At 70.9% G+C, this 23,687-nt stretch carries 22 protein-coding genes; 8 read left to right on the forward strand and 14 right to left on the reverse strand.

Going from position 1 to position 23,687, the window contains the following annotated elements; genetic code table 11:
* Positions 1-30 precede the first annotated feature (30 nt).
* Entirely contained in the window at positions 31-561 is a 531-nt protein-coding gene (locus ACIBCU_RS00420; protein WP_362932895.1) for a MarR family winged helix-turn-helix transcriptional regulator, read from the forward strand.
* Here ACIBCU_RS00420 and ACIBCU_RS00425 read toward each other — a convergent pair.
* The 4 genes from ACIBCU_RS00425 to manD form a co-directional block, all read right to left on the reverse strand.
* Positions 536-1,654, reverse strand: coding sequence for an L-idonate 5-dehydrogenase (locus tag ACIBCU_RS00425; RefSeq protein WP_399228218.1), 1,119 nt, complete (start codon positions 1,652-1,654; stop codon positions 536-538). The two genes, ACIBCU_RS00420 and ACIBCU_RS00425, sit on opposite strands and share 26 nt — an antisense overlap.
* Entirely contained in the window at positions 1,651-3,045 is a 1,395-nt protein-coding gene (locus ACIBCU_RS00430; RefSeq protein WP_399228220.1) for an MFS transporter, read from the reverse strand. The genes ACIBCU_RS00425 and ACIBCU_RS00430 overlap by 4 nt, the downstream gene beginning before the upstream one ends.
* Positions 3,046-3,109: 64 nt before the next feature.
* The gene (locus ACIBCU_RS00435) at positions 3,110-4,555 is read right to left on the reverse strand and encodes a mannitol dehydrogenase family protein (RefSeq protein WP_399228222.1); all 1,446 of its coding nucleotides are present in this window, start codon (positions 4,553-4,555) and stop codon (positions 3,110-3,112) included.
* Positions 4,556-4,560: 5 nt separating this feature from the next.
* Positions 4,561-5,769 (reverse strand): D-mannonate dehydratase ManD, encoded by a 1,209-nt coding sequence (gene manD / locus ACIBCU_RS00440; protein WP_362932907.1) that lies wholly within the window; start codon positions 5,767-5,769, stop codon positions 4,561-4,563.
* 222 nt (positions 5,770-5,991) lie between these two features.
* Between manD and ACIBCU_RS00445 the strand changes: the two genes are divergently transcribed.
* Entirely contained in the window at positions 5,992-6,705 is a 714-nt protein-coding gene (locus ACIBCU_RS00445; protein WP_362932910.1) for a GntR family transcriptional regulator, read from the forward strand.
* Between the two features lie 111 nt (positions 6,706-6,816).
* On the opposite strand, the gene ACIBCU_RS00450 is transcribed toward ACIBCU_RS00445, so the two are convergent.
* The 3 genes from ACIBCU_RS00450 to ACIBCU_RS00460 form a co-directional block, all read right to left on the reverse strand.
* The gene (locus ACIBCU_RS00450; RefSeq protein ID WP_362932913.1) at positions 6,817-7,878 is read right to left on the reverse strand and encodes an aminotransferase class V-fold PLP-dependent enzyme; all 1,062 of its coding nucleotides are present in this window, start codon (positions 7,876-7,878) and stop codon (positions 6,817-6,819) included.
* A 70-nt stretch (positions 7,879-7,948) separates the two neighbouring features.
* Complete coding sequence (locus ACIBCU_RS00455) at positions 7,949-8,686, reverse strand: DsbA family oxidoreductase (RefSeq protein ID WP_399228226.1); 738 nt, start codon at positions 8,684-8,686, stop codon at positions 7,949-7,951.
* 208 nt (positions 8,687-8,894) lie between these two features.
* Positions 8,895-9,230 (reverse strand): EthD domain-containing protein, encoded by a 336-nt coding sequence (locus ACIBCU_RS00460; protein ID WP_399228228.1) that lies wholly within the window; start codon positions 9,228-9,230, stop codon positions 8,895-8,897.
* A 139-nt stretch (positions 9,231-9,369) separates the two neighbouring features.
* Here ACIBCU_RS00460 and ACIBCU_RS00465 point away from each other — a divergent pair, with 139 nt between their 5' ends.
* The 3 genes from ACIBCU_RS00465 to ACIBCU_RS00475 all read left to right on the forward strand — a co-directional run bounded on the left by ACIBCU_RS00465 (position 9,370) and on the right by ACIBCU_RS00475 (position 10,804).
* Positions 9,370-9,738, forward strand: coding sequence for a MerR family transcriptional regulator (locus ACIBCU_RS00465; RefSeq protein WP_399229705.1), 369 nt, complete (start codon positions 9,370-9,372; stop codon positions 9,736-9,738).
* 78 nt (positions 9,739-9,816) lie between these two features.
* Entirely contained in the window at positions 9,817-10,311 is a 495-nt protein-coding gene (locus tag ACIBCU_RS00470; protein WP_399228230.1) for a DUF664 domain-containing protein, read from the forward strand.
* Between the two features lie 19 nt (positions 10,312-10,330).
* Positions 10,331-10,804 carry an NUDIX hydrolase gene (locus tag ACIBCU_RS00475; protein ID WP_399228232.1) on the forward strand — a complete coding sequence of 158 codons (474 nt, stop codon included), beginning with the start codon at positions 10,331-10,333 and terminating at the stop codon, positions 10,802-10,804.
* 123 nt (positions 10,805-10,927) lie between these two features.
* Here ACIBCU_RS00475 and ACIBCU_RS00480 read toward each other — a convergent pair whose 3' ends face one another.
* The 7 genes from ACIBCU_RS00480 to ACIBCU_RS00510 all read right to left on the reverse strand — a co-directional run bounded on the left by ACIBCU_RS00480 (position 10,928) and on the right by ACIBCU_RS00510 (position 18,996).
* Positions 10,928-12,454: a sensor histidine kinase gene (locus ACIBCU_RS00480; protein WP_399228234.1), complete on the reverse strand. Its 1,527-nt coding sequence runs from the start codon at positions 12,452-12,454 to the stop codon at positions 10,928-10,930.
* Positions 12,451-13,167 (reverse strand): response regulator transcription factor, encoded by a 717-nt coding sequence (locus ACIBCU_RS00485; protein WP_399228236.1) that lies wholly within the window; start codon positions 13,165-13,167, stop codon positions 12,451-12,453. The genes ACIBCU_RS00480 and ACIBCU_RS00485 overlap by 4 nt, the downstream gene beginning before the upstream one ends.
* Before the next feature lie 157 nt (positions 13,168-13,324).
* Positions 13,325-15,055 carry a CotH kinase family protein gene (locus ACIBCU_RS00490; RefSeq protein ID WP_399228238.1) on the reverse strand — a complete coding sequence of 577 codons (1,731 nt, stop codon included), beginning with the start codon at positions 15,053-15,055 and terminating at the stop codon, positions 13,325-13,327.
* Positions 15,055-15,732, reverse strand: coding sequence for a DUF4956 domain-containing protein (locus ACIBCU_RS00495; protein WP_099176060.1), 678 nt, complete (start codon positions 15,730-15,732; stop codon positions 15,055-15,057). Before ACIBCU_RS00495 ends, ACIBCU_RS00490 begins: the two co-directional genes overlap by 1 nt.
* Entirely contained in the window at positions 15,729-16,649 is a 921-nt protein-coding gene (locus ACIBCU_RS00500) for a polyphosphate polymerase domain-containing protein (RefSeq protein ID WP_399229707.1), read from the reverse strand. The genes ACIBCU_RS00495 and ACIBCU_RS00500 overlap by 4 nt, the downstream gene beginning before the upstream one ends.
* A gap of 215 nt (positions 16,650-16,864) precedes the next feature.
* Positions 16,865-17,479 (reverse strand): DUF1349 domain-containing protein, encoded by a 615-nt coding sequence (locus ACIBCU_RS00505; RefSeq protein WP_362932937.1) that lies wholly within the window; start codon positions 17,477-17,479, stop codon positions 16,865-16,867.
* Complete coding sequence (locus ACIBCU_RS00510; RefSeq protein ID WP_399228242.1) at positions 17,476-18,996, reverse strand: aldehyde dehydrogenase (NADP(+)); 1,521 nt, start codon at positions 18,994-18,996, stop codon at positions 17,476-17,478. The genes ACIBCU_RS00505 and ACIBCU_RS00510 overlap by 4 nt, the downstream gene beginning before the upstream one ends.
* A 154-nt stretch (positions 18,997-19,150) precedes the next feature.
* Between ACIBCU_RS00510 and ACIBCU_RS00515 the strand changes: the two genes are divergently transcribed.
* The 3 genes from ACIBCU_RS00515 to ACIBCU_RS00525 all read left to right on the forward strand — a co-directional run bounded on the left by ACIBCU_RS00515 (position 19,151) and on the right by ACIBCU_RS00525 (position 23,633).
* Positions 19,151-19,921, forward strand: coding sequence for an IclR family transcriptional regulator (locus ACIBCU_RS00515; protein ID WP_033305764.1), 771 nt, complete (start codon positions 19,151-19,153; stop codon positions 19,919-19,921).
* A 102-nt stretch (positions 19,922-20,023) separates the two neighbouring features.
* The gene (locus ACIBCU_RS00520) at positions 20,024-21,475 is read left to right on the forward strand and encodes a peptidoglycan D,D-transpeptidase FtsI family protein (RefSeq protein WP_399228246.1); all 1,452 of its coding nucleotides are present in this window, start codon (positions 20,024-20,026) and stop codon (positions 21,473-21,475) included.
* Positions 21,476-21,617: 142 nt separating this feature from the next.
* A complete protein-coding gene (locus ACIBCU_RS00525) occupies positions 21,618-23,633 on the forward strand; it encodes an Ig-like domain repeat protein (protein ID WP_399228248.1) in 2,016 nt (671 codons plus the stop codon).
* Positions 23,634-23,687: the final 54 nt, after the last annotated feature.

A 23,687-nucleotide genomic window follows, 5' to 3' on the forward strand; every position in this document is an offset into this window, starting at 1 on the left:
CGGGCCGCGACACCGCCCCGAGGAGCCCCGATGAAGGACGACAGCACCGCCCCCGCCTGCGTCGGCGGGCTGCCGAGTGCGGCCCTCGGCGGGCCCGTCAGCCATGCCGTGTCACGGGTCGCCCGGCTGCACAGGATCACAGCGGGCCGCATGCTCAAGGGGCTCGGGCTCTATCCGGGCCAGGAGTTCCTGATGATGCATCTGTGGGACACCGGGGCGGTCCGCCAGTCCGAGCTGATCAAGGCCGTGGACCTCGACCCGTCCACCGTCACCAAGATGCTCCAGCGCCTCGAGCAGGCCGGGCACGTGCGCCGCCGCCCCGACCCGGACGACCGGCGGGCCGTCCTGGTCGAGGCGACCGACGAGAGCTGCGCCCTGCACGACGAGGTGCGCAGCGCCTGGTCGGGCCTGGAGGAGCACACCCTCGCGGGGCTGGGCCCGGCCGAGCGCGCGGAGCTGACCCGGCTGCTCGCCAAGGTGGAGGAGAACCTCTGCACCGGGACCGGGGACTGCCCCGGCACTGACTCGACCGTCCTCACACCTCGGACAGATTCAGCATGACCTTGCCGCTGCCGCTCGCCGGGTCGGCGGCGACCGCCAGCGCCTCCTCCGCGCGTGTCAGCGGGAAGCGATGGGTGATCAGCGGCGTCAGATCCAGCCCGTCCCGCAGGGCGAGCAGGGCGTCGTCGATCTCCTCGACGAATCGGTACGAGCCGATCCAGGCGATCTCCCGGGTCACCAGGTCGCCGAGCACCGCCGGCACGGCCTCGCCCGGCAGGTTGCCGACCTGGACGAGCGTGCCGCCCCGGGCCGTGGCCCGCAGCACCGGCCCGAGCGCGGCCGGGGCGCCCGACACCTCGAAGACCACGTCCACATCCTGTGGCAGGACGTCGCCGCGCGCGAGGTCGCGGGTCTCGTCGGCCCCCATGGCGTGGGCGATGGCGAGGGCGGGCGCCGTCAGGTCCGCGGCGATGACGGTGCCCGCTCCGCAGTGCCGGGCGGCGGCCACGACGAGGCAGCCGATCGGTCCGGCGCCGTTGACCAGGACGGTCCGGCCGCGCAGGTCGGGGACCCGGCCGACAGCGTGCAGGGCGACCGCCAACGGCTCGGCCAGCGCGCCCTGTTCGGTGCTGACGCCGGCCGGCAGCGGCCGGATCTGCTCCGCGCGGACCGTCCGGTATTCGCTGAACCCGCCGTCGGTGTGCGGAGTGAAGGCGGCCGAGCCGAAGTACCGGACGTGCGGGTAGAGGTTGGTACGCCCGGCGATCCGTGGCGGCAGCACCCCGTCGCCGACGAGCCGGGCCGGATGGACGGTCACGGGCCGGCCTTCTTCAAGACCGGTGACGCCGGGGCCGAGTGCGGCTATCCGGCCGGCGACCTCGTGCCCGAGCACCAGCGGATGCGCGAGGGCGGCCGTACCGGACGCCCCCTTACGCCAGTAGGCGATGTCGGATCCGCAGATCCCGCCCCACTCCATGGCCAGGAGCACTTCGCCCTCCCCCGGCACGGGCCGCGCCCGCTCGTCGACGCGCAGGTCGCCCGGCCCGTGCACGACCACGGACCGCATGCGGTGCTGTGCGGCGCCGGAACCACCGGCACGGGGCCCCTCAGTGGCGGCCGCACCTGCGTGGCGGGCTTCGGTGATGCCGGTCATATGGCGTCCTCCAGGCGGACCAGGTCGCGTCCGCGCGTCTCGGGCGCGAGGAACGCGCTGACGAAGGTGATGAGTGAGTAGACGACGAGCATCGCGGCGATGGGCCACCAGCTGCCGGTCACGGCCGTGAGCGTGGCCGCCAGTACGGGGCCGATCGCGGTGGCGAGAATGCCGCCTATCTCCTTGGCGAGCGCGAGCTGGGTGAAGCGGGTGCGTGAGCCGAAGAGTTCGGCCATCGTCACACTCTCCAGCGAGAACAGCCCAAGGACCGCGACGTTCAGACCGAGCACCATGCCGATCATCACCCCGGGTGTCGAACCGGAACTGACCAGGAACATCACCGGGAAGGAGACGACGACGCTCAGCAGGCTGAGCGTCAGGTAGATCGCCCTCCGTCCGAAGCGGTCACCGAGCAGACCGACGACCGGCACGGTCGCGAAGCCGAGCAGCGAGCCGTACAGAAGCGCGTCCGTGGGGACGGACCTGCCGACGGAGAGCTGGGTGGCGATATAGCCGACGAGGAACGTCTGGATCAGGCCGGAGTTGCCGGCCTGACCGAAGCGCAGGCCCAGAGCGAGGAAGAAAGCCTTGCCCTTGCGCTGCCGGATGCCGGCCGCGAGGACGTCGACGTCCCGCTGACCGGCGTCGGTGATGGCGGACTCCACCTCGTCGCGGGCCATCGCCACACCGTCCACCACGTCGGGCCGTTCCTCGAAGACGGGGCTCTCCTTGAGCCCGCGGCGCAGCCAGACGGCGAAGATCATCATCGCGAAGCTGAGCAGGAAGGGCAGCCGCCATCCCCAGGACAGCAGTTGCTCTTCGCTGAGCACCGCGAGCAGGACCGCCCACAGGCCCGAGGCGGCGAGCGTTCCGGAGTTGGTTCCGAGCGAGACCAGCGACGCGATCAGGCCGCGCCGGCGGACGGGGGCGTATTCCACGAGGAGTACGGTCGCCCCCGCAATCTCCGCACCCGCACCGAACCCCTGCAACAGTCGCAGCACGACGAGGAGTACCGGCGCGAGGATGCCGATGGTGGCATAGGTGGGGAGGACGCCGATCAGGGTGGTGGAGGCGCCCATCAGCAGGACGGTGAGGTAGAGAACCCTCTTGCGGCCGATGCGGTCGCCCATCCGGCCGAAGTAGACGGCACCGGCGAGCCGGGCCACATATCCCACGCCGTAGGTGGCCATCGCGGCGATGAGCCCGATGGCGGGGCTGACGTCGGGGAAGAAGATCTTGTTGAACACGATCGCCGCGGCGAGCGAGTAGAGCTGGAAGTCCATGAACTCCATGGCGGTGCCCAGCCAGCCCGAGACGGCGGCTCGGGTCAGGTCACCCGTGGTGCGCTGCGCGGAGGGCTTCGCCTCCGCGGCGACGGCACTGTCCTTCATCGTGAACTCCGTTGTTCGGGGACGAGCGGGGGTGGTTCGAAGGTCGTTCGCAGCAGGGCGCGGCTCAGATCTCGACTCGGCCGGCTCGCAGCGCCGGCAGCCGGTCCGCCACGGCGGCGCAGAGAGCGTCGTCACCGGCCAGGTCCGCAGCGCCGACGGTCCGCAGCAGCGCGCGTACCGTGTCCGCGGGCCGGGCCGGAACCGGCCAGCAGGCGGCGAGCGCCTCGGCGGCGGGGTCTGCGAGGGCAGTCGTGCCGGGGCGCGTGCCGTGGACCCAGGCGGCGAGGGCCAGCTCCAGGACCGGGGTGCCCGCCCCGCGTCCGCGCAGCTCACGCAGGGCGGGGAGCCAGCGCTCCACGATCTTCAGCGAAGCGTCGGAGGCGATCTGGCGCAGAAGGTGGCGCATCGCGGGGTTGCGGAACCGCAGGATGAGGTCCTCGGCGTAGTCGACGGGATCGGGACCGCCCGCGGGGAGGGTCGGAGCGACCTCCCCGCACAGGGCGCGGACGACGCTTTCGCCCCAGTCCGCCGCCATGGTGTCGGCGATCGTGGCGCACCCGGCGAGGAGGCCCAGATGAGCGAGCGCCGAGTGAGAGCCGTTCAGCAGCCGCAGCTTGGTGAGCTGGTACGGCGTGACATCCGGCACGAACAGGGCGCCGTCCCGCTCCCAGGACGGCCGCGGCGCGACGAAAGAGTCCTCCAGCACCCACTGCCGGTAGGGTTCACCGGCCACGGGCAGGGCGTCGCGCACGCCGAGGGCGGCGGAGGCCGCCATCCGGTCGGCCTCGCCGACGGCGGGCACGATCCGGTCCACGACGGTCGCGGGGTAGGCCACGGAGCCGGCCATCCGGTCCAGCACCTCATCGCGGTCCGGCCAGGCCGACGCCCGGACGAAGTCGCGGACGACCCGGCCCAGCGCGGTGCCGTTGCCCGCCATGTTGTCGCAGGACACGACGCTGACGGGTGGGGCTCCGGCCCGTGTACGCGCGGCCAGTCCGGCGGCCAGCCTGCCCACCACCGTGGTGAGGGGACCGTCGGGCCGTGCCGCGAGGTCGGCGGCCACGGAGGCCGCCGAGGTGTCGAGCCCGCCGGTCAGCGGGGAGCGGTGGTAGCCCTTCTCCGTGACGGTCAGGGTCACCACCGTCACCTCCGGATCGGCGAGCAGAGCGTCGACCGCCTTCGCGTCAGGCCCCATGGCCAGAGCGTCGACGACCGCACCCACCACCCGGCACACGCTGCCGCCGGCACGGCGTTCGGTGAGCGAGTAGAGGCAGTCCTGGTCCCGCAGGGTGCGCACGGTCCCCGACGAGCGGGGCGCGACGGCGGTGATGCCCCAGGGTTCGCCGGTGTGCGCGGCGGCGTTCTCGGTGTAGACGGCCTGATGGGCCCGGTGGAAGGCGCCGAGCCCGAAGTGCACGATGCGTGCGCGCAGTTCGGCCGGGTCCACGGCGGGGAGCAGTTCCGGAGCGAGTCGGGACAGCGTCGTCCGGTTCAGCGGGGGCAGAGTCATGGCGCTCACCAGTCGTGGACCGAGCCGTCGAGGCGGCGCGCGACGGGGAGGTAGCGCCGCTGGTAGGGGAACCGCTCGGCCGCCTTCTCGTCGTACTCCACGCCGAGCCCCGGCTCCTCGGAGGGATGGAGCATGCCGTCGGCGAACGTCACACCGCTGCGGAACACCTCGGCCGTCTCCTCGGGGTGGCCCATGTACTCCTGGATACCGAAGTTCGGCACGGTCACGTCGAGGTGCACGGCGGCGGCCATGCTGACGGGCGAGAGGTCGGTCGCACCGTGGGAACCGGTGCGCACCTGGTAGAGCGCGGCGAGGTCGAAGATCCGTCGCAGGTGGGTGATGCCGCCCGCGTGGGCGACGGTGGTGCGTACGTAGTCGATGAGCTGCCCGGTGATGAGGTGCTGGACGTCCCAGATGGAGTTCATGACCTCACCGACCGCGATCGGCGTGGTGGTGTGTTCGCGGATGAGCCGGAACGACTCCTGGTTCTCGGCCGGCGTCGGGTCCTCCATCCAGAAGAGCCTGCAGGCCTCGACGCTCTTGCCGAACCTCGCCGCCTCGATCGGCGTCAACCGGTGGTGGACGTCGTGCAGGAGGTGGAATCCGAAGCCGAAGCGTTCACGCACCGCCTCCAGATAGGTGGGCGCGAAGTTGAGGTACGCCTCGGTGTCCCAGGGCTGCTCGTCGGGCAGCTCGGTCGCGGCCGGCTCGTAGACCTTCCCTTTGCGGACGCCGTAGGTGCCGCCCACGTCGGGCACCGCGGCCTGGGCCCGCACGGCCCGGTACCCCAGTTCCAGATAACGCTGGACGTCATCGAGGAGCGAGGGGACGTCGGTGCCGCTCGCGTGGGAGTAGACCAGTACGCCGTCCCTGGACCGCCCGCCGAGAAGCTGGTAGACGGGGAGCCGGGCGACCTTGCCCTTGATGTCCCACAGCGCGGTGTCGACGGCGGAGATCGCCGTCATCGTCACGGGGCCGCGGCGCCAGTACGCGCCCTTGTACAGGTACTGCCACATGTCCTCGATACGGGCGGGATCCTTGCCGATCAGGAGCGGCGCCACGTGGTCGCGCAGATAGCTCGCCACGGCCAGCTCCCGGCCGTTCAGAGTGGCATCGCCGAGTCCGGTCACGCCGTCCGTGGTCGTGATGCGCAGGGTGACGAACGTACGCCCTGGAGAGGCGACGAACACCTCGACGCGTTCGATCTTGCTCACGGGGGCTCCTTACGGTGAGGACGGAGTGGGATGCCAGGCTGCGACCCGAGCGCCAGCCAGTCGGCCAGTCCTGTCGCGTAGCCCTTGTATACAAGCATTCGTCGCGCAGGACGGCAATACCCCCGTAACGTGCTGTACGCATCGCCACCCCCAGCCGCTCAGCTCTCCGAGCCGGCCCCGACTACTGGTCGGGGCCCCTCCCCCGGTACGTAGGATGGGCGCATGGCTCAATCGAACGGGCGGCGGACCAGCAGGCGCGGCATCTACCTGAAGCTGCGTCAGATGGTGCTGACCCTGGAACTCCAGCCCGGCGCGGCCCTGTCGGAGAACGAACTCGCCGCGGCTCTGGGGGTGAGCCGCACCCCGGTGCGGGAGAGCCTGATCCTCCTGGCCCAGGAGGGCCTCGTACAGATCTTCCCGAAGGTCGGGTCGTTCGTCTCCCGGGTGGACCCGGCGCAGGTCGCCGACGCGCAGTTCCTGCGCGAGGCCGTGGAGCTCGCCTCCCTGGACAACCTGCCCCCGCGACTCGACCCGGCCGTCATCGCCGAGCTGCGGGACAACCTGGAGCGCCAGCAGCACGCGGACCTCGACATCGAGGAGTTCTTCGCGCTCGACGAGGCGTTCCATCACGGTCTGATGCGGCTGAGCGGTCACGGCGCCGTCTGGACCACGGTCGCCGCGGCCAAAGGACATCTGGACAGGGCCCGGCGCCTCGGCCTGCACGAGAACGTCTCACCGGCCGTCTTCGCCATCCAGCACCGGGAGATCCTCGATGCGGTCCTCGGCGGCGACGTACCGTTGGCCCGCGCCCGCATGTGCGATCACCTGAGGGCGGTCTTCAGCGACATCGAACGCATCCGCGCCCACTCGCCGGAACTGTTCTCGACGGACCCCTCGGCCGTGCCGGTACGGCGCAACGTGGTGGTCTGGGAGTGACCGTGCCCCGCCGGGCCTGACGGCTTCCCCGCCCGCCCGGATGCGGGGGGGGAACCTCACTCGATCCGCCCCGGCCGCGACGGGTCGACAGCTCGTCGTAGCCCGACGGCCTCAGCCGGTCAGCACGTCCAGGGCGCGGTCGACGTCGGCCTCGGTGTTGTAGAGGTGGAAGGCCGCCCTCAGGTTCCCCGCCCGGGCCGAGACCATCACCCCGGCCGCGGCCAGATCGGGCTCACGGGCGCCCAGGCCGGGCATGGCGACGATCGCGGAGGTGCCGGGCACCGCCGCGTGCCCGATCGATGCCAGGCCCTCCCGGAAGCGGGCGGCGAGCCCGGTGGCGTGCGCGTACACGGGGTCCACCCCGACCTCGGCCAGCAGGTCCAGCGACTGCTCGGCCCCGTGGTAGGCGAGGAACGCGACCGGTTCGTCGAAGCGCCGGGCGCCGACGGCGAGCTTCTCGACCGGCCCGTAGGTGCTGTTCCAGCGGTCCTCGGCCGCGACCCAGCCCGCGTAGAGGGCCGGCAGGGTCGGCTGCGCCTCCTCGGTCACGGTCAGGAACGACGTGCCCCGGGGACACATCAGGAACTTGTACCCGCCGGTGACCGTGTAGTCGTACGCTCCGGCGTCCAGCGGCAGCCAGCCGGCCGACTGGCTGGCGTCGAGCATCGTGCGGGCCCCGTGCGCGGCCGCGGCCGCGCGGACCGCGTCTAGGTCGGCGACCCGGCCGTCGGAGGACTGGACCGCCGAGAAGGCGACGATCGCGGTCCCGGGCCGCACCGCGCCGGCCAGTTCGGCCAGCGGGACGTAACGCATCTTCAGATCACCGCGTACGGCGAAGGGGCTGACGACGGAGCTGAACTCCCCCGTCGGCGCGAGGACTTCGGCCCCCGCCGGGAGCGAGGCCGCGACGAGCCCCACATGCGCGGCGACGGAGCCGCCGACGGCCACCCGCGCGGGAGCGACACCCGCGAGCCGGGCGAACCCGGCGCGGGCGGCGTCCACGGATTCGAAGCTGCCCACACCGCCCCGGACGCCTACCGCACTGTCGGCTGCCAGCGCCTTGACGGCCTCGACGGCGCGACGGGGCAGCAGCCCGCAGCTGGAGGTGTTGAGATAGGTGGTCTCGGAGGCGAATTCGGTGGCCCTGGCCCGGTCGATCGCAGAAGTCTCCATGCGGGACAGCCTGACGGCCGCTCAACCCCACGTCAATCACGCGAGTTCGGGCGGCGCGCCAAAGCAGTCCTTATACGCGCTGGTCGGACGGTTCGGTACTGGGCACTTCACAGGCCCCGTCCGCGTCGCAGGCGGCGGCGTCCCCGCCGACCTGGGTGAGGCCGGGGACCTGACGGTCCTTCCACGCCTGCTCCAGGGCCTGGACGAAGACCTCCGCGGGCTGGCCGCCGGAGATGCCGTAACGACGGTCGAGCACGAAGAACGGCACGGCGTTGGCGCCGAGCTCGGCCGCCTCCCGCTCATCGGCCCGTACGTCGTCGGCGTACGCCTCGGGGTCGGCCAGCACCGTACGCGCCTCGTCGGCGTCGAGCCCCGCCTCGACGGCCAGGTCGGCGAGCACCGCGTCGTCGAAGACCGAGCGCTCCTCGGCGAAGTTCGCCCGGTAGACGAGGGTCAGCAGCTCGTCCTGGCGTCCGCGGGCCTTGGCGAGGTGGAGCAGCCGGTGGATGTCGAAGGTGTTGCCGTGGTCACGCCCCTCGGTGCGGTAGCCCAGCCCCTCGGCCTGCGCGTTCGCCGCGACGTTGCCCTCCATGGCCCGGGCCTCCTCGGGGCTGCGCCCGTACTTCTGGGCCAGCATGTCGATCACCAGCTCGGTGTCGCCCTTGGCCCTTCCCGGGTCGAGCTCGAAGGAGCGGTGGACCACCTCGACCTCGTCACGGTAGTCGAACCCGGCCAGCCCCTTCTCGAAGCGCGCCTTTCCGACGTAGCACCACGGGCAGGCGATGTCGCTCCATATCTCGACGCGCATGACTCTTCCGCTCTCCAGTTCTGCTGTACCGGCGCGGAGGGAACCTCCGCCGCCCGTTCAACGTGCGGACGGGCCGGCTGATTCCCGGACGGGACCAGGGTGCCGCCCGCCGCGGGCGTCGCGGCGAGGACCAGCCCTCCGTCCCGCCACTGCGGGCCGGACGGACTTCCGGGTGACCAGCTCACCCCACCGCGACCGCCCCGGAGAGTCAGACCACCACCATCTCCTCGGTGACCATGACCGCCACCGAATCCATATCGATGAAAGTGCGCTCGTCCGGATTCACCAACTCCTTGTAATTGCTGGACGCGAAGAAGGCGTCGTGATCCCCCCAGCTTTCGAACCAGATTTCGGTGAGGCCGTCATAGGCGGGGCCGGGATACCCGTCGGCGGGCACCGGGTGGGAGACGGTGTACTTCTTCACGTACCGCCGCGCCTCCGGAATGGAGGTGAACAACGGGACGTGGCGGTTCCGGTGATGCTCGACGAATTCCTCGGGGCTCATTCCGTCAATACGGTTGATCATGAAGGCGAACTTGATCACGGGATTCTCCCTCTCGTACTCGCACATGCGCGACGCAGGCGGCCGGACGCCTGACGGCAGGTCGCGGCATGGGGTTAACCTAAACGCTCACATCGATGTCAAGGGCAAGTCGGTGACCGGATGCACGAGAGGGGTTCAGATGCGGATCGGCGAACTGTCCGCCAGGACAGGAGCGAGCCGTCGGTCACTGCGCTACTACGAGCAGCAGGGCTTGCTGGTCAGCACGAGGTCCCCCAGCGGCCAGCGGTACTACGACGAGGGCCACGTCCAGCGGGTAGCCCTGGTTCAGGTGTTCCTGGCCGCCGGAATGTCCAGCAGGGCTATCGCCCTGATGGTCCCCTGCATGACGGAGCCCACTCCGGACAAGGCACGGACAGCCTTGACCGCGATGAATCGAGAACGAACGCGCCTTTCCTGCACGATCGACAGCTTGACCACCGCCAGAGAGGCACTCGATCAACTGATCGACGTGAACCGGGACTTCCTGGCAGCCGGAACGGACACCTGAGTTCCGTCCCGCGAACTTCCCGCTTGGCCAGGGGGAAGTAGGACGGATTCCGTCCTGTTGGCCTCCTAGGCTGCCCGCATGACTCCAGAGACCGAAGGCATCCTGCGCGCGCTCCGCGAAGCGCGCCGGCTCCTCCTCATCACCGTTCGGGACACCACGGACACGCAGCTCACCGAGCGGTCCACGGTGAGCGAGCTGACGCTGGGCGGCATCCTGAACCACCTCACCCGGGGCGAGCGGGTCTGGACGCACATCCTCACCGACGCCACCGGCCGGACCCCGGACGGCATGTGGGACATGACCCAGTACCAGGCACCCGAGGGCGCCACGGTCACCGGCCTCCGCGCCGCGTACGAGGAGGCCGCCCGCGCCACCGACGAGGCCGCCGCGAAGGCGGACCTGGACACGGAGGTCCCCCTGCCGGAGACCCCCTGGGAGCCCGGGGTCGTCCACCACTGGCCGGTACGCGGGATCCTGCTGCACCTCCTCCAGGAGACGGCCCAGCACACCGGGCACGCGGACATCGTCCGCGAGGGGATCGACGGCGCGAACAGCACGGCGCGGCGGGGCTGAAGCGGCATAGCCTCCGGGGATGGATCTGCGACTGGCCGCGTACGCCGTGTGCATCGAGGACGGACGGGTGCTGCTCGCCCGTCATGCACCACCGGAGGGGGAGCCCAACTGGACTCTTCCGGGCGGCAGGGTCGAGCACGCGGAGGACCCGTTCGACGCGGTGATCCGGGAGGTCGCCGAGGAGACCGGCCTTGAGGCTGTGGTCGAGCGCCTGCTGGGCGTGGACTCCAGGGTGGTCCCGGCCGACGAGCGCCGTCTGCCCGGCCTGCCCGAGCTACAGAACGTGGGGATCTTCTACCGGGTCCGCGTCACATGCGGCCAGCTCCGGCCCGAGCCGAACGGTGAGACCGCCGAGTCGGTCTGGACCCCGCTCCCCGACGTCACCCGCCTGGTCCGGTCCTCGCTGGTCGACATCGGCCTGGCCCTGGCACAGACCGTTCCGCCGACCGGCCACGTCGCCCCGGTCCCGGTCGGCGGCCCGATCCGCCACTGAGGCCACTCCTTCCGGGTCGACCTACCGAGACGTTGTTCTCGACCGGCATCTGCGCGCGCAAGGTTGTCGGGCCGGAAAAAGCAATTCACGTATGCGGGACGGAACTTCGGTATGTGACCCGGTTCAGGAGGAGCGGGCCGGGAGCAGCAGCCGGAAGGTGCAGCCCTCGCCGGGGAAGGTGTCGAGTTCCAGGCGGCCCCCGTGGGCCTCGGCGATCGTCGAGGCGATGGCGAGGCCGAGGCCGGATCCGCTGTCACGGGGGGCGCCGGAGGCCGATGGCACCCGGTAGAAGCGGTCGAAGACCTGCCGGGCTTCCTGGGGTGCGAGACCGGGGCCGTCGTCGACGACCTCGATGACGTGGACCGGGGCTCCGGAGGGCAGCGGCGGATTGACGCTCGTACGGCCGGGCCGGTCGGCGCCTCCCGTACGGGGGCCGGCGCGCAGGCTCCCGACGCGTATCCGGAGCCGGGTGCCCGGCGGGGTGTGGGTGCAGGCGTTGTCCAGGAGGTTGGACAGCACCCGGGCGAGCTGATGGGGATCGCCGGAGCCCTCCACGACGTCGAGCTCCCCCGGGCCGTCGCTGTCCCCCGCCCCGAGCGGGGCGAGGGCGATGCGCCGGCCCGGGTGGCGTACGGCCGAGGCGGCGATGCCGTCCGCGGCCAGCGAGAGCAGGTCGACGGGGCCGTGCTCGGTGGTGGGGGCGTCACCGAGCTTGGCCAGCAGGAAGAGGCTGTCGACCAGTCGGCTCATCCGCTCGGCGTTCTGCGCGATGAGCTCATGGGCCTCGCGCCTGCGGCGCGGGGACATGTGCGGGTCTTCCAGCAGGAGTTCGGCGAAGCCCTGGAGGGAGGTCAGGGGCGTGCGGAGTTCGTGCCCGGCGTCCGCCATGAAGCGGCGCAGCCTGCGCTCGGTCCTGTCCTTGCGGTGCAGGGCCGCGCGCAGCTGGTCCAGCATGGTGTTGAAGGCGATGCCGAGGCGGCCGACCTCCGTGTCCGGGCTGGTGTCGGTGGCGTTCTGTTCGAGTTCACCGCTGGTGATGCGCCGGGCGGTGTGCTCGACGCGGGACAGCGGCCGGAGGCCGAGGCGGATCGCGGCGCCGCCCAGCAGCGTCACTCCGGTCGCGGTGACCGCTCCGACGGCCAGACTGAACCAGAGCAGTCTGGACGTGGCTTCCTGCACGCTGTCCAGCGGCAGGGCGACGACGGCGCGCATGCCCCGGGGTCCTGAGTCGGCGACCACGCGCCAGTCGCCGTCGCCGTCCCGGGCGGGCACCGTGGTGGGGCGTCCGTCCACGGGTTCGCGCGCGGTGATGGCCTCGGCCAGGCGTGGTTCGCCCCGGCCGCTGCCGAGCGAGTCGGGCAGCAGGCGGCCCTCGGCGTCGTAGAAGTAGACGCGGAAGTCGGAGGGCAGGGTCTCGTGCGGGGGCGGCCGGTGGGACGGCACGGAGCCGTCGGCGATGTCCCGGTAGACGGGCGAGGGCGGACGGAAGTCGGTGAGACGGTCGTCGACCTGCCCGATGAGCCAGGAGCGCATGAGGGTCAGCCCGGTGGCCTGGCACACCAGCACCGCCGCTGTGGCCAGGACCGTGGCGATCAGCACCAGCCGGGTGCGCAGGGAACGGGGGCGCGGGCGCCTCGGTACCCCTCTCACGCCGTGCGGTCCCGGGGCAGGCGCAGGCAGTATCCGACGCCCCGCACGGTATGGATGAGCGGGAGTTCGGTGCGGTCGATCTTGCGGCGCAGGTTCTTGATGTAGGTGTCGACGATGCGGGTGTCGCCGGCGAAGTCGTGGTTCCAGACCTTCTGCAGGATCTGCTGCTTCTCGAGCACCTTCTCGGGCTGCGCGATGAGGCAGGCCAGCAGCCGGAACTCCGTCGGTGACAGCGGCACCCGCTGTCCCGCGCGGTGCACGTCGTGTGCCTCTTCGTCGAGGGTGAGGTCGGCGTAGCGAAGGGGCGGCCGCTCGGCGGGCGGTGCCGCGCGCGGCCCGGCGCTGCGGCGGAGGATGGCGCGCACCCGCAGCAGGACCTCCTGGACGTGGAAGGGCTTGGTGACGTAGTCGTCCCCGCCCGAGCTGAGGCCGATGATGCGGTCCTCGACGTCGGTGCGTGCGGTGAGGAAGAGGACCGGGGTGTAGACGCCCCGCGCGCGCAGTTCGCGCGTGACCGTGAAGCCGTCGGTGTCGGGGAGCATCACGTCCAGCACGATCAGGTCCGGCCCGCTGCGGCCCGTCCCGGCCAGGGCCTCCTGCCCGGTCCCCGCGGATAGGACGGCGTAACCGGCCGCGTGCAGGGCGGAGGTGAGCAGGGTGCGGATGCTCGGGTCGTCCTCGACGACCAGAACGGTGTGCCGGGCTGAGGCCACAGGGTTCACCTCGGGTGCTGCGGGATTCGTGCCGGCCTGGGCGGACCGGCGGCTCGGGGGGGCTCCACCGTACGGAACGGGCGGGAGGACGCGACTACGCGGGTGCACCGGCGCCCCGGACCGGATCGGGGGGAATCCGGGCCCGGGGCGCCGGTGGTCAACCGGTCACCTCCGTGTCCTTCGCCAGCGCCTCCGTGCGTGCGGTGACGGTCGTACGCAGTGTGGCCACGGCCTTCTTCAGCTCCGCCGCGTCGACACCGGCCTTCTCGGCCTGGCCGGCGATGTCCTCCAGCGCCTCGGCCGCCGTACCGGAGCCGAAGTACGTCTCGTACAGCTCGCTGTACGCCTTCTTGTAGACGCTGTCGAAGGCGTCGAGCTCCAGGAAGCGTTCCTTGAGGGTGTGGCCCCCCATGGAGCCGCCTGCGCCACCGGGGCCGCCTTCTCCGCCACCGGGCATCCCGCCGCCTTCCGGCATCTCCATGCCCTTCGGCGGCTCCATGCCCTCCGGCAGTTCGGGCATGCCTTGCGGTTGCCCGCCCTCCTGGCCGTCCGTTCCCTGGCCGCCGGTGGCCTGGCCGGTCTCTTCGCCGCCCGCGCCTCCGGGACGGCCGCCGCCCATGCTCATCTCGTCGTCGGGCCCCGCCTCGGCGTCTCCGCTGAAGGTGAGGTTGTAGTCCCACCCGAGGACGGAGAACTTCTTGGTGTCCAGGTCGTACCAGAGCAGGTAGTTCTTGCCCGGACCGGCCATGTCGTCGAAGTTCATCAGCAGGTTCTGAGTGGCGACGTACGCGGCGAACGACTCGACGTCGACGTGCTTGTCGAGGTCTGCGGCGAACTCCTCGTCCGACGCCTCGTCCACCCACTTGATGAACTTCATGACGGGCGAGAGGTCCTGACTTCCGACCTTGTTGAGCTGCCGGAACGACGTCTCGTAGTCGGAGGGGTCGTCGCCCTTGTAGGCGAAGGTGCCGCCCGCCCGCGCCTTGTACAGCACTCCGTTGCCGTCGACGGCCTCGGCGTACTCGGTGTCGGGGTTCTCCACCATGAGCCGGGTGACCTCCGGACCGTTGTTCACGGACACCGTGGTGAAGCCGTAGCGCTCGGCCGTCTGCCCGCTCCCGTCCGTCAGCGACAGCGCCAGGGCTTCGTTCAGCGGCACCTGCCCGTCGGTTCCCGGACGCAGCGAGATCTCCCGCTCGCCCTGGTAGGCGCGGCCCTCGACGTACTCGTCGATCTCGATGAGCAGGGGGAGTTCCTCCGGTTTGTCGGCGGAGAGGTCGTACTGCGCCATCCCTCCCCCGCCGCCCGCACGGTCTCCGGCTCCGGCACCGCCGCCGGCAGCCGCGCCGCCGGTGGCCCCGGCGCCAGGACCGCCGCCGTTCGCGGCCCGGCCGCGGTCCTGGCCCCCGCCGCCCTGTTGCTGCTGCGGGGCGCCCTGCCCGGCTCCGCCGGGCATCCGGCCGCCACCGGCACCGCCCAGGTCGCCGCGCAGGGACATCAGGGTGGAGTTCCCTTTCAGGCGGATCCCCACGTCCTGGAGGAAGACCCCGTCGATGGTGAGGTCGGCCCTGATGGAGTCCTTGGTCCCGTCGTCCTCGAACTCCTTGATCATCTTCTCGAAGTCGGTCTGCTTGTACTGCAGCTGGATCGCGTGCTTGACCGTGGTGTCGTAGAGGCCGACCGTGCCCTTGACGTTCTCGGTGATCGTGTCGGCCTCGACGCGGGACGAGGAGGTGACGTACGGGGAGATGCGGGCGTCCCCGAAGGCGTACACCATGACGGCGAGTCCCAGGCACAGCGCCCCGGCCGGCTTCCAGTGGTGCCGCAGCCGCACCGGGAGGCGGTCCTTGGGCCGCCGCCGGCGGACCGGCTCCGTGCCGCCGCTCATCACAGGTCGGTGGTGTCGTAACCGGTCAGCACCGTCACCCGCTGCCCGGAGGTGCGCTCCTGCAGGGCCGTGACGAGGTCGCCGGGTTCGGTGCCCTTCTTCATCCGCACGGTGTAGAACACCTCGTTCAGGGCTCCGCCGCGGATCGTCTCCGTGCTCACCAGCTCGAACTCACTGGTGTACTTGATCAGCACGTCACGGATGGCGGGCGTGTAGTCCTCGCCCGCCGGGACCTGGACCTTGACGACCTGGCGCTGGACGTTCAGGGCGAACCAGTTGAACTTGAACATCACGAGGATCACGACGCAGATGACGACGGCGCCGACGGCGGCCAGCGTGTAGAAGCGGGCACCGCAGGCCATGCCGATGGCCATCGCCAGGAAGATGAAGCCGACGTCCCTCGTCTCCTTCACCGCGTTCCTGAACCGGACGACGGACAACGCGCCGACCAGGGAGAACGCCCGTGCCAGGTTCGAGCCGACCACCAGCATGATCAGGGCGACGATCATGCCCACGATGACCAGCGTCTGGACGTACGACTGGCTGTAGGAGACGTTGCGGTGGGTGTACCGGTAGGTGTAGCCGATCACCGTGCTCAGGATGAACGACAGCGCCATGGCGGCGACCACGTCGGCGACGCTGAACGTCCCGCTGAGTTCCTGCAGATCGAAGTTCACTGTGCTCCTGCTTTCACCGGCGCGTGCGGCGCCGCCGGCTGCCCCAGTGGCAGCCGGGTGTGGGGGGTGGGAGGCGGACAGTCCGCCTCGTCGACGTGGAAGACCGACCTGGGCGCCAGGCCGAACGCCTCGATGGACTGCACGTACTTGCTGATCCGCACCAGGTTCAGATTCCGGCGCGCGGCCAGGTCGGTGATCCAGTGCGGTGTGCGCTCGTTGACCTTGATCTCCATCACCGTCATGTGGGGCGGGATGGTGAACCGGTTCTCCGGCGTGGCGGTCCCGAAGTGGAAGTCGCGGTCCCGGCCCCGGACCCGCCGGTCGAAGGTGACCCGCAGCCCCGTGTCGGAGGCGCGGCCGACCAGCGCCTCGCGCTGGTATCCGGTGATCGCGGTCGGCCGGAGGTTCAGCCGGATGACGAGGTCGAGCACCTCCTGGATGAAGGGGCTCTCCCTGGGCGAGTGCTCCACCATCTCCCGGGCGTCGCACAGCCTCCTGGCGGTGGCGTACGGGAGGGTGATGCGCCGCTTCTGCGTCACCCGGTTCACCCGCTGCTTGATCTCCACGCACACCGGCGACTCCTCGGTGACCCCGTCGAGGTCGCCGTAGTGCCGGATCCGCAGCTTGCGGCGGAACTTCAGGCCTTCGATCTTCTCCCAGTAGAACCGCAGCTCGGGGCTGTCGTAGTACAGGCTCCAGACCCCGTAGCCGCCCACCGGGCTGTTGAGGTCCCGGTCCATCCGCTCGCCGAGCTCCTCCCGGATCTCGATGGCCTGTTCGACGGGGACGAGGTACTTCAGCTCGAACCGGTTGAACGCGTGCAGTCTGCTCGCCACGTGCAGCGGCTGGTCACCCTCGGGGGCCGGGGCATCGCCGTCCCGGGACCCACGGGGTGCGGCCGTGTCGGGTCGCGACACCATGCGCCTCCTTGCGTCTACGTGCCGGACCGGGCCGGCACGGACACGCAATCAAGGCCGCATGAGGAAGCCGTGAGAAACGCGGGTTGATTGCAGGAGGATTCCGGGTGATGCGCAGGTGAACACCAGGCGCCGCCCGGAGGGCCCGGCTCCCCAGCACGGAGGGCCCGGAATCCTCTCGGATCCGGGCCCTCGGTGGGTGTACGTGTGCGCGGTCAGCTGCCGTCGCGCAGATCGCCGGGGCCGGTGGGCCGGAAGGCGATCCGGTCGAACGTCACCGAACAGCCGTCGCCGGTGGGTGACTGGGCGAGGAAGCCGATACGGGCGGCGGCCCGCTCCTCATCCGTGCCGAGGGTGAACAGCCGGACGAAGGTCCACCGTTCACCGTCCGCCGAGGCGTGGAAGGCGAAGGCGTCGCCGATGCGGCTGAGGCGCAGCCAGCAGCTGTCCCCCTCCACGACCGCGGAGTTCACGTCGTCCGAGTGGCCGCGGGTGACCACGGTGCAGATCGTCGGGCGCTCCGGGGAGAGCTCCAGGCAGAGCTTCGCCCACTCCCGCTCCCCGACGTGGAGGTAGAGCACCCCCGCGTCGAAGGCGGCGGCGAAGCCGACGCGCACCCGGGCGATCAGCTGGAAGTCGCCCTCCGGCGCCGGGCCCAGCAGGCGCGGCGCGTCGGAGGCGGGCTCCAGGGAGTCGCCGCCGGGCGGGACGAAACGGTCCTGCTTCGCCCCGGCCGAACCGGTCAGCACGCCTTCCTCGTACGTCCATCCGCCGTCGGGCCCGAAGGGCTCCAGGACGAAGGGGAGCTCGGGGAGCTGTACGGCCGTCACGCGCGGCGCCCGTCGACCCGGCGCGGCAGGTTCTGCGGGTTGTCCTCGCGGAGCTCCGGCGGCAGGAGCGCCTCGGGCGTGGACTGGTAGCTGACCGGGCGCAGCCAGCGCTCGATCGCGGTGGCGCCGACCGAGGTGGAGGTGGAGGTGGTGGCCGGGTAGGGGCCGCCGTGGTGCTGGGCGGGGGCGACGGCGACACCGGTCGGCCAGCCGTTGACCAGCACACGTCCGGCCACCGGGGTGAGCTCCGCCAGCAGTCCGGCGGCGCTGCCGTCGGCCTCCTCCGTGGCGATCTGGAGGGTGGCGGTGAGGTTGCCCGGGAGGCGCGACAGCACAGCGGTGATCTCGTCCGCGGAGTCGTAGCGCGCCACGACGGTGACCGGGCCGAAGCACTCCTCCAGGAGCGCGTCGTGCGGTCCCTCCTGGGTCAGCCGCCGCGCCGGTACGGTGAGGAAGCCGGCGGAGACCGTGTGCTCGCCGCCCGCGCCCGGGGTGACCGGGGCCTCGACGTCGGGGAGCGCGGCCCGTTCGGCCACTCCGTGGACGAAGGCGTCGCGCATCCGGTGGTCGAGCATGACCCCGGCGCCCGTACCGCTCACGGTCTCGGTCAGCGACTTCAGCAGCTGGTCGCCCGCCTCGCCGGAGGGGGCGAACACGAAACCGGGCTTGGTGCAGAACTGTCCGGCGCCCATGGTCATCGAGCCGCCGAGGCCGGCACCGATCTGCTCACCGCGCTCGGCGGCGGCCGCCTCGGTGACGACGACGGGGTTGAGCGAACCGAGCTCACCGTGGAAGGGGATCGGGGTGGGACGGGAGGCCGCGGCGTCGAACAGGGCGCGGCCGCCCCGGATCGAGCCGGTGAACCCGGCGGCGGAGACGAGCGGGTGCTTCACCAGCTCGACACCCGCGTCGAAGCCGTGAACCACGGTCAGGACGTCCTCGGGCAGACCGTGCTGCGCCGCGGCCCTGCGCAGGAGCGAGGCGCAGATCTCCGAGGTCGCGGGGTGGTCGGGGTGCGCCTTGACGACGACCGGGCAGCCCGCGGCGAGCGCGCTCGCGGTGTCGCCGCCGGGGACGGAGAAGGCGAGCGGGAAGTTGCTGGCCGCGTAGACGGCGACGACGCCGAGCGGGATCTTGTAGCGGCGCAGGTCCGGCCACGGCGGGGTGCGGCTGCCGTCCTCGTGGTCGATGTGGATGTCGAGGTACGCGCCCTCGTCGACGACCTCCGCGAAGGCCCGCAGCTGGGCCGCCGTGCGGGCCAGCTCGCCGGTCAGCCGGGCGGGGCCGAGCGCGGTCTCCGCGTCGGCCGCCTCGATGACGTGCTCCTGGGCCTCGGCGAGGAGGTCGGCCGCGGTGCGGAGGAACGCGGCGCGCACGGTGCGGTCGGCCAGCGCTCCGCGAACGGCGTGCGCCGCCCGGACCGCGCGGTCGACCTCCTCCGCTGTAGCCTCCACCGCAACCTGCTCACGCGGGTTCCCCGTTCGGGGGTCGACGCTCCAGACTGGTGCTGCTGCCACCGTATTTCCTTCCGTTCCGCTGCCACACAGGAGAGGTTGTTCGGTATTCTGAACAGCGTTCCTGAACGTGAATACACAGGAACTCTATTTCCGGGCGTTCCGTGTTGGCAAGAAGTCGCAGGGTCGTACAAGAAGGCTGGAAGGGACATAAGGCATGTCGGTTGGCGAGTCCGGTGGGGCACAGGTCAAGTCCGCTGTACGGACGGTGGAACTCCTCGAATACTTCGCGGGGCGCCCCGGTATGCACTCGCTGGCCGCGGTGCAGGAAGCGGTCGGCTACCCCAAGTCCAGCCTCTACATGCTGCTGCGGACGCTGGTGGAGCTCGGCTGGGTGGAGACCGACGCCACGGGCACGCGGTACGGGATCGGCGTGCGCGCCCTGCTCGTCGGCACCTCGTACATCGACGGCGACGAGGTCGTCGCGGCCGCCCGCCCCACGCTGGACCGGCTCTCCGACGACACCACGGAGACCATCCACCTGGCCCGGCTGGACGGGACGAACGTGGTGTACCTCGCCACCCGGCAGTCGCAGCACTATCTGCGGCCCTTCACCCGTGTCGGCCGCCGGCTGCCCGCGCACTCCACCTCGCTGGGCAAGGCGCTGCTGGCGACCCACAGCGACGAGCAGGTCCGCAAGATGCTGCCCGAGACGCTGCCGGCGCTCACGGAGCACACCCTCACCGACCGCGAGAAGCTGATCGAGGAGCTGCACCTCATCCGCGAGCAGGGTTACGCGGTGGACCGCGAGGAGAACACGCTGGGGCTGCGCTGCTTCGGCGTCGCGATCCCGTACCGCACTCCGGCGCGTGACGCGATCAGCTGCTCGGTGCCCGTCGCCCGGCTCACGCCGGCGCACGAGCAGATGGTCAAGGACGCCCTGTTCGACGCCCGCGACCGGCTCACCCTCGCGACCCGCAGGCTCTGAGCGCCGGGGCACCTCCGCGCCCGGAGCGGTGCGCCTGAGAAACCGGTGAGAAGGAACACGGACGGGAACGCCCCCGGTGCCCCCGTTCGTCCCTCCAGCGGGATGAACAAGACGATCAGGCGCGCTTCGGTCTTCTGTCTGCTCATGGTCCTCGCCCTGCTGGTGCGGGCGACCTGGGTGCAGGCGTACGAGGCACGGGCGCTCGCAGACGACGAACACAACCGGCGGAACACCATCGCGCAGTACGCGCAGCCGCTCGGCGACATCATCGTGGCCGGATCCCCGGTCACCGGTTCGAAGGAGACGGACGGCGACGACCTCCGCTACAAACGCACCTATACCCAGGGCGAGCTGTACGCGGCGGTCACCGGCTACAGCTCGCAGGCCTACGGCGCCACCCAGCTGGAAGGCATCTACAGCGATGTCCTCGACGGCACGGACGACCGGCTGAAGAATCCCACCGATCTGCTCACCGGTGAGCAGACGTCCCCCGGCGATGTGCTCACGACCATCGATCCGGACGTGCAGAAGGCCGCCTTCGAGGCGCTCGGTGACGACCGGGGCGCGGCGGTCGCGATGGACCCCGGGACCGGGCGGATCCTGGGGATGGCCTCCTCCCCCTCGTACGATCCCTCCGACATCAGCGGGACGAACGACGGCGACGCCTGGCAGAAACTGCTCGACGACAAGACCAAGCCGCTGGTCAACCGGGCGCTGCGGCAGCCGCTGCCGCCCGGTTCGACGTTCAAGCTGGTGGTGGCCTCGGCGGCGCTGGAGAACGGCCTGTACGGCTCGGTCGACGAGCCCACGGACAGCCCCGACCCGTACACCCTGCCGAACACGAGCACGGTCCTGTCGAACGAGAACCCCTCGGCCCCCTGCGAGAACGCCACACTGCGCACCGCCCTCCAGTACTCCTGCAACAACGTCTTCGCGAAGGTCGCGGCCGATCTCGGCCAGGACAAGCTGAAGGCGATGGCGGACGCCTTCGGGTTCGACACGGAGAAGCTGGACGTGCCGGTGCGGGCGTCGCAGAGCGTGTACCCGACCGGTATGGACAAGGCGCAGACCGCGCTGACCGGCATCGGCCAGTTCGAGGTGACCGCGACCCCGATGCAGATGGCCATGGTCTCGGCCGCCCTCTCCAACGGCGGTGAGCTGGCCTCGCCGCACATGGTCGCGAAGGTGACCGACGCCGACGGCTCCACGCTCCAGGCGTATCCGGACGGCGACACCGAACGGGTCGTGAAGGAGTCGACGGCCGAGCAGCTGCGCAGCGCGATGGTCACCGTCGTGGAGAAGGGGACCGGCAGCAACGCGAAGATCGACGGCGCAGAGGTGGGCGGCAAGACGGGAACCGCGCAGAACGGCGTGGACAACAGCAACACCCCGTACGCCTGGTTCACGTCGTACGCGAAGGACGAGTCCACCGGCAAGCAGGTCGCGGTCGCCGTGGTCGTCGAGGACTCCGGGGCGGCCCGTTCGGAGGTCAGCGGCAACGGCCTGGCGGCGCCGATCGCGCAGAAGATGATGAAGGCGGCCCTGAAGGGGTGATCCGTACCGCCCCACCGACGTGAAGAAGTGATGCGTGCCGCCCCCGACGCCCTGACCGGCTGCCCGACTGTCACAGGCGTCGCATACGCTGCGACCCAGCGGGGGCGCTCTCACAATTTCTTCACCCTGGGGGGTACGGATCATGGTGCGAAGACAGAAGCACAGACGCACGGTCACCACAGCGACGGCGCTCGCGGTCCTTTTCAGCTCGGCGGCGCTGAGCGTCACGGCGGCCGGTCCGGCCGCGGCGGCCGACACCTCGAAGGTCCTCTCCCTGAAGTCCGCGGGAGACGTCCTGGTGGACGGCGTCCACCAGCGGGTCTACATATCGGACCCGACGGCCGGCAGGATCGTCGTCACCGACTACGCGGCAACGGTCGTCGCCACGCTCACCGGCCTGTCCGGTGTGAACGGCCTGGAACTCTCGGCCGACTCCGGCCTGGTGTACGCCGCCGTCACCGGCGGCAGCCGGATCATCGCGGTCGACACGCAGACGTACGCGCAGAGTGCGAGCTACGCCCTCGGCGGCCTCGACGGGGTCAGCACGCTCGCACAGGCCGGCGGCAAGCTGTGGTTCGGGTACAAGGAGGAGCACACCGGCGGCATCGGCTCGCTGGACCTGTCGGGCCCCGAACCCGTCGTCCAGCTCTCCCAGCAGAGCTCGCAGACCTACAACGGCACCATCGCCCCGGAGTTCGGCTCCGACCCGGCCGCCCCCGGCGTGCTGGCCGTCGGCGTGCGGGAGAGTGACGTCGTCGGCATCTACGACGTGTCGGACTCCGGGCTGACGCTGCGCGTCAGCAAGTCGGTGGCCGGGAACCTCCGGGAGCTGGACATCACCCCGGACGGCAAGGAAGTCATCACCGCGAGCGGCGCGCCGTACGTGCACCCGGCGTTCTCCACCGCCGACCTCTCGCCGGTCGTGACCTACCAGTCGTCCGACTACCCCAACGCCGTGGACGTCGCCCCGGGCGGCGAGGTCGCGGGCGGCACCTTCTCCTGGTACGGGCCGGACGTCCACATCTTCTCGCACGGCGACCCGAACACGGTCCGGACCTTCGAGTTCCCCAACACGGGCAGCTCCTCCGGCGGGGACACCCTCGCGCCGGGCGCCCTGGCCTGGGCGCCGGACGGCAGCCGGATCTTCGCGGTGTCGGAGAACAGCCAGGGCGTGTTCTCCCTGCGCGTGCTGGGCGACCCCGCGAAGTCGCTCCCGGCGATCACCGTGAGCGCTCCCTCCAGCGCGGCGCGTGCCAAGGCCCTGACGGTCACGGGCCGGATCACCGCGAGCGTGGCGGTCCCCGCCGGGACCCCTCTGACGGTGACGCGCACCGACCTCGAGTCCCCCAAGGGCAAGGAACTGCCCGCCGTCGTCACCAAGGCGGGCGGCGCGTTCTCCTTCTCCGACACCCCGCCGGCCGGCGGGAACGTGACGTACAAGGTCTCCTACGCGGGCGACGCCACGCACACGCCGGCGAGCGGCTCCGACACCGTCGCGGTGTCACGGAGCGCGGTCACCCTCACCCTGAACAACAACAAGAAGGTGTTCTCCTACGGGAAGCCGGTCGCCTTCACCGCCGCCCTCGGCAAGACGTACAAGAACCGCACCGTGAAGATCTACGCGGACCGGGCCGGGGACGGCAAGGGCAAGTACCTGATCAAGTCGGGCACGGTGAACAGCGCGGGCAAGCTCTCCGGCACCCTGAACATGTTCCGGGACTCCTCCGTCTACGCCGTGTACGACGGCGACGCACGGACCGCGGCGAAGACCGTGACCGTGTGGGCGGGAGGCCAGGCCAAGGTCGGCACGTCCATCTCCCGGCACTACAAGACGGGGAAGATCGGCTCGACGACGTACTCCTACGTCCACAAGACGTCGCAGCCGTACTTCAACACCACGATGAACCCCTACCCGGGCCGCAAGCAGCGCCTGGACATCCAGATGTACTACCAGGGCGCCTGGCGCAGCGGCGGCTCGGAGTACTTCAAGCTGGACTCGGCCGGCAGGTCGGTCGTCAACCTCGGGAAGCCGGGGTCGAGTTCCGTCGGCTACAAGTTCCGGTTCCGGTCGGCGTACGTCAAGGGCGCCGGCTACTCCGGTGACGGCGTGAACTCGACGGTCTACGGCTCGTGGAAGTACATGTACGTCACCAACTGACGTCGCACCCCGTACGACAGCGTCGGCCTTCGAGCCCCCGGCCGGGTCTCGAAG

The sequence above is a fragment of the Streptomyces sp. NPDC051064 genome (genome assembly GCF_044455985.1).
Classification (GTDB): domain Bacteria; phylum Actinomycetota; class Actinomycetes; order Streptomycetales; family Streptomycetaceae; genus Streptomyces.

Coding starts and splice junctions, on each gene's coding strand:
- ACIBCU_RS00420 (WP_362932895.1), top strand. CDS start 31: ATGAAGGACGACAGCACCGCCCCCGCCTGCGTCGGCGGGCTGCCGAGT.
- ACIBCU_RS00425 (WP_399228218.1), bottom strand. CDS start 1,654: ATGACCGGCATCACCGAAGCCCGCCACGCAGGTGCGGCCGCCACTGAG.
- ACIBCU_RS00430 (WP_399228220.1), bottom strand. CDS start 3,045: ATGAAGGACAGTGCCGTCGCCGCGGAGGCGAAGCCCTCCGCGCAGCGC.
- ACIBCU_RS00435 (WP_399228222.1), bottom strand. CDS start 4,555: ATGACTCTGCCCCCGCTGAACCGGACGACGCTGTCCCGACTCGCTCCG.
- ACIBCU_RS00445 (WP_362932910.1), top strand. CDS start 5,992: ATGGCTCAATCGAACGGGCGGCGGACCAGCAGGCGCGGCATCTACCTG.
- ACIBCU_RS00450 (WP_362932913.1), bottom strand. CDS start 7,878: ATGGAGACTTCTGCGATCGACCGGGCCAGGGCCACCGAATTCGCCTCC.
- ACIBCU_RS00455 (WP_399228226.1), bottom strand. CDS start 8,686: ATGCGCGTCGAGATATGGAGCGACATCGCCTGCCCGTGGTGCTACGTC.
- ACIBCU_RS00465 (WP_399229705.1), top strand. CDS start 9,370: ATGCGGATCGGCGAACTGTCCGCCAGGACAGGAGCGAGCCGTCGGTCA.
- ACIBCU_RS00470 (WP_399228230.1), top strand. CDS start 9,817: ATGACTCCAGAGACCGAAGGCATCCTGCGCGCGCTCCGCGAAGCGCGC.
- ACIBCU_RS00475 (WP_399228232.1), top strand. CDS start 10,331: ATGGATCTGCGACTGGCCGCGTACGCCGTGTGCATCGAGGACGGACGG.
- ACIBCU_RS00490 (WP_399228238.1), bottom strand. CDS start 15,055: ATGAGCGGCGGCACGGAGCCGGTCCGCCGGCGGCGGCCCAAGGACCGC.
- ACIBCU_RS00515 (WP_033305764.1), top strand. CDS start 19,151: ATGTCGGTTGGCGAGTCCGGTGGGGCACAGGTCAAGTCCGCTGTACGG.
- ACIBCU_RS00520 (WP_399228246.1), top strand. CDS start 20,024: ATGAACAAGACGATCAGGCGCGCTTCGGTCTTCTGTCTGCTCATGGTC.
- ACIBCU_RS00525 (WP_399228248.1), top strand. CDS start 21,618: ATGGTGCGAAGACAGAAGCACAGACGCACGGTCACCACAGCGACGGCG.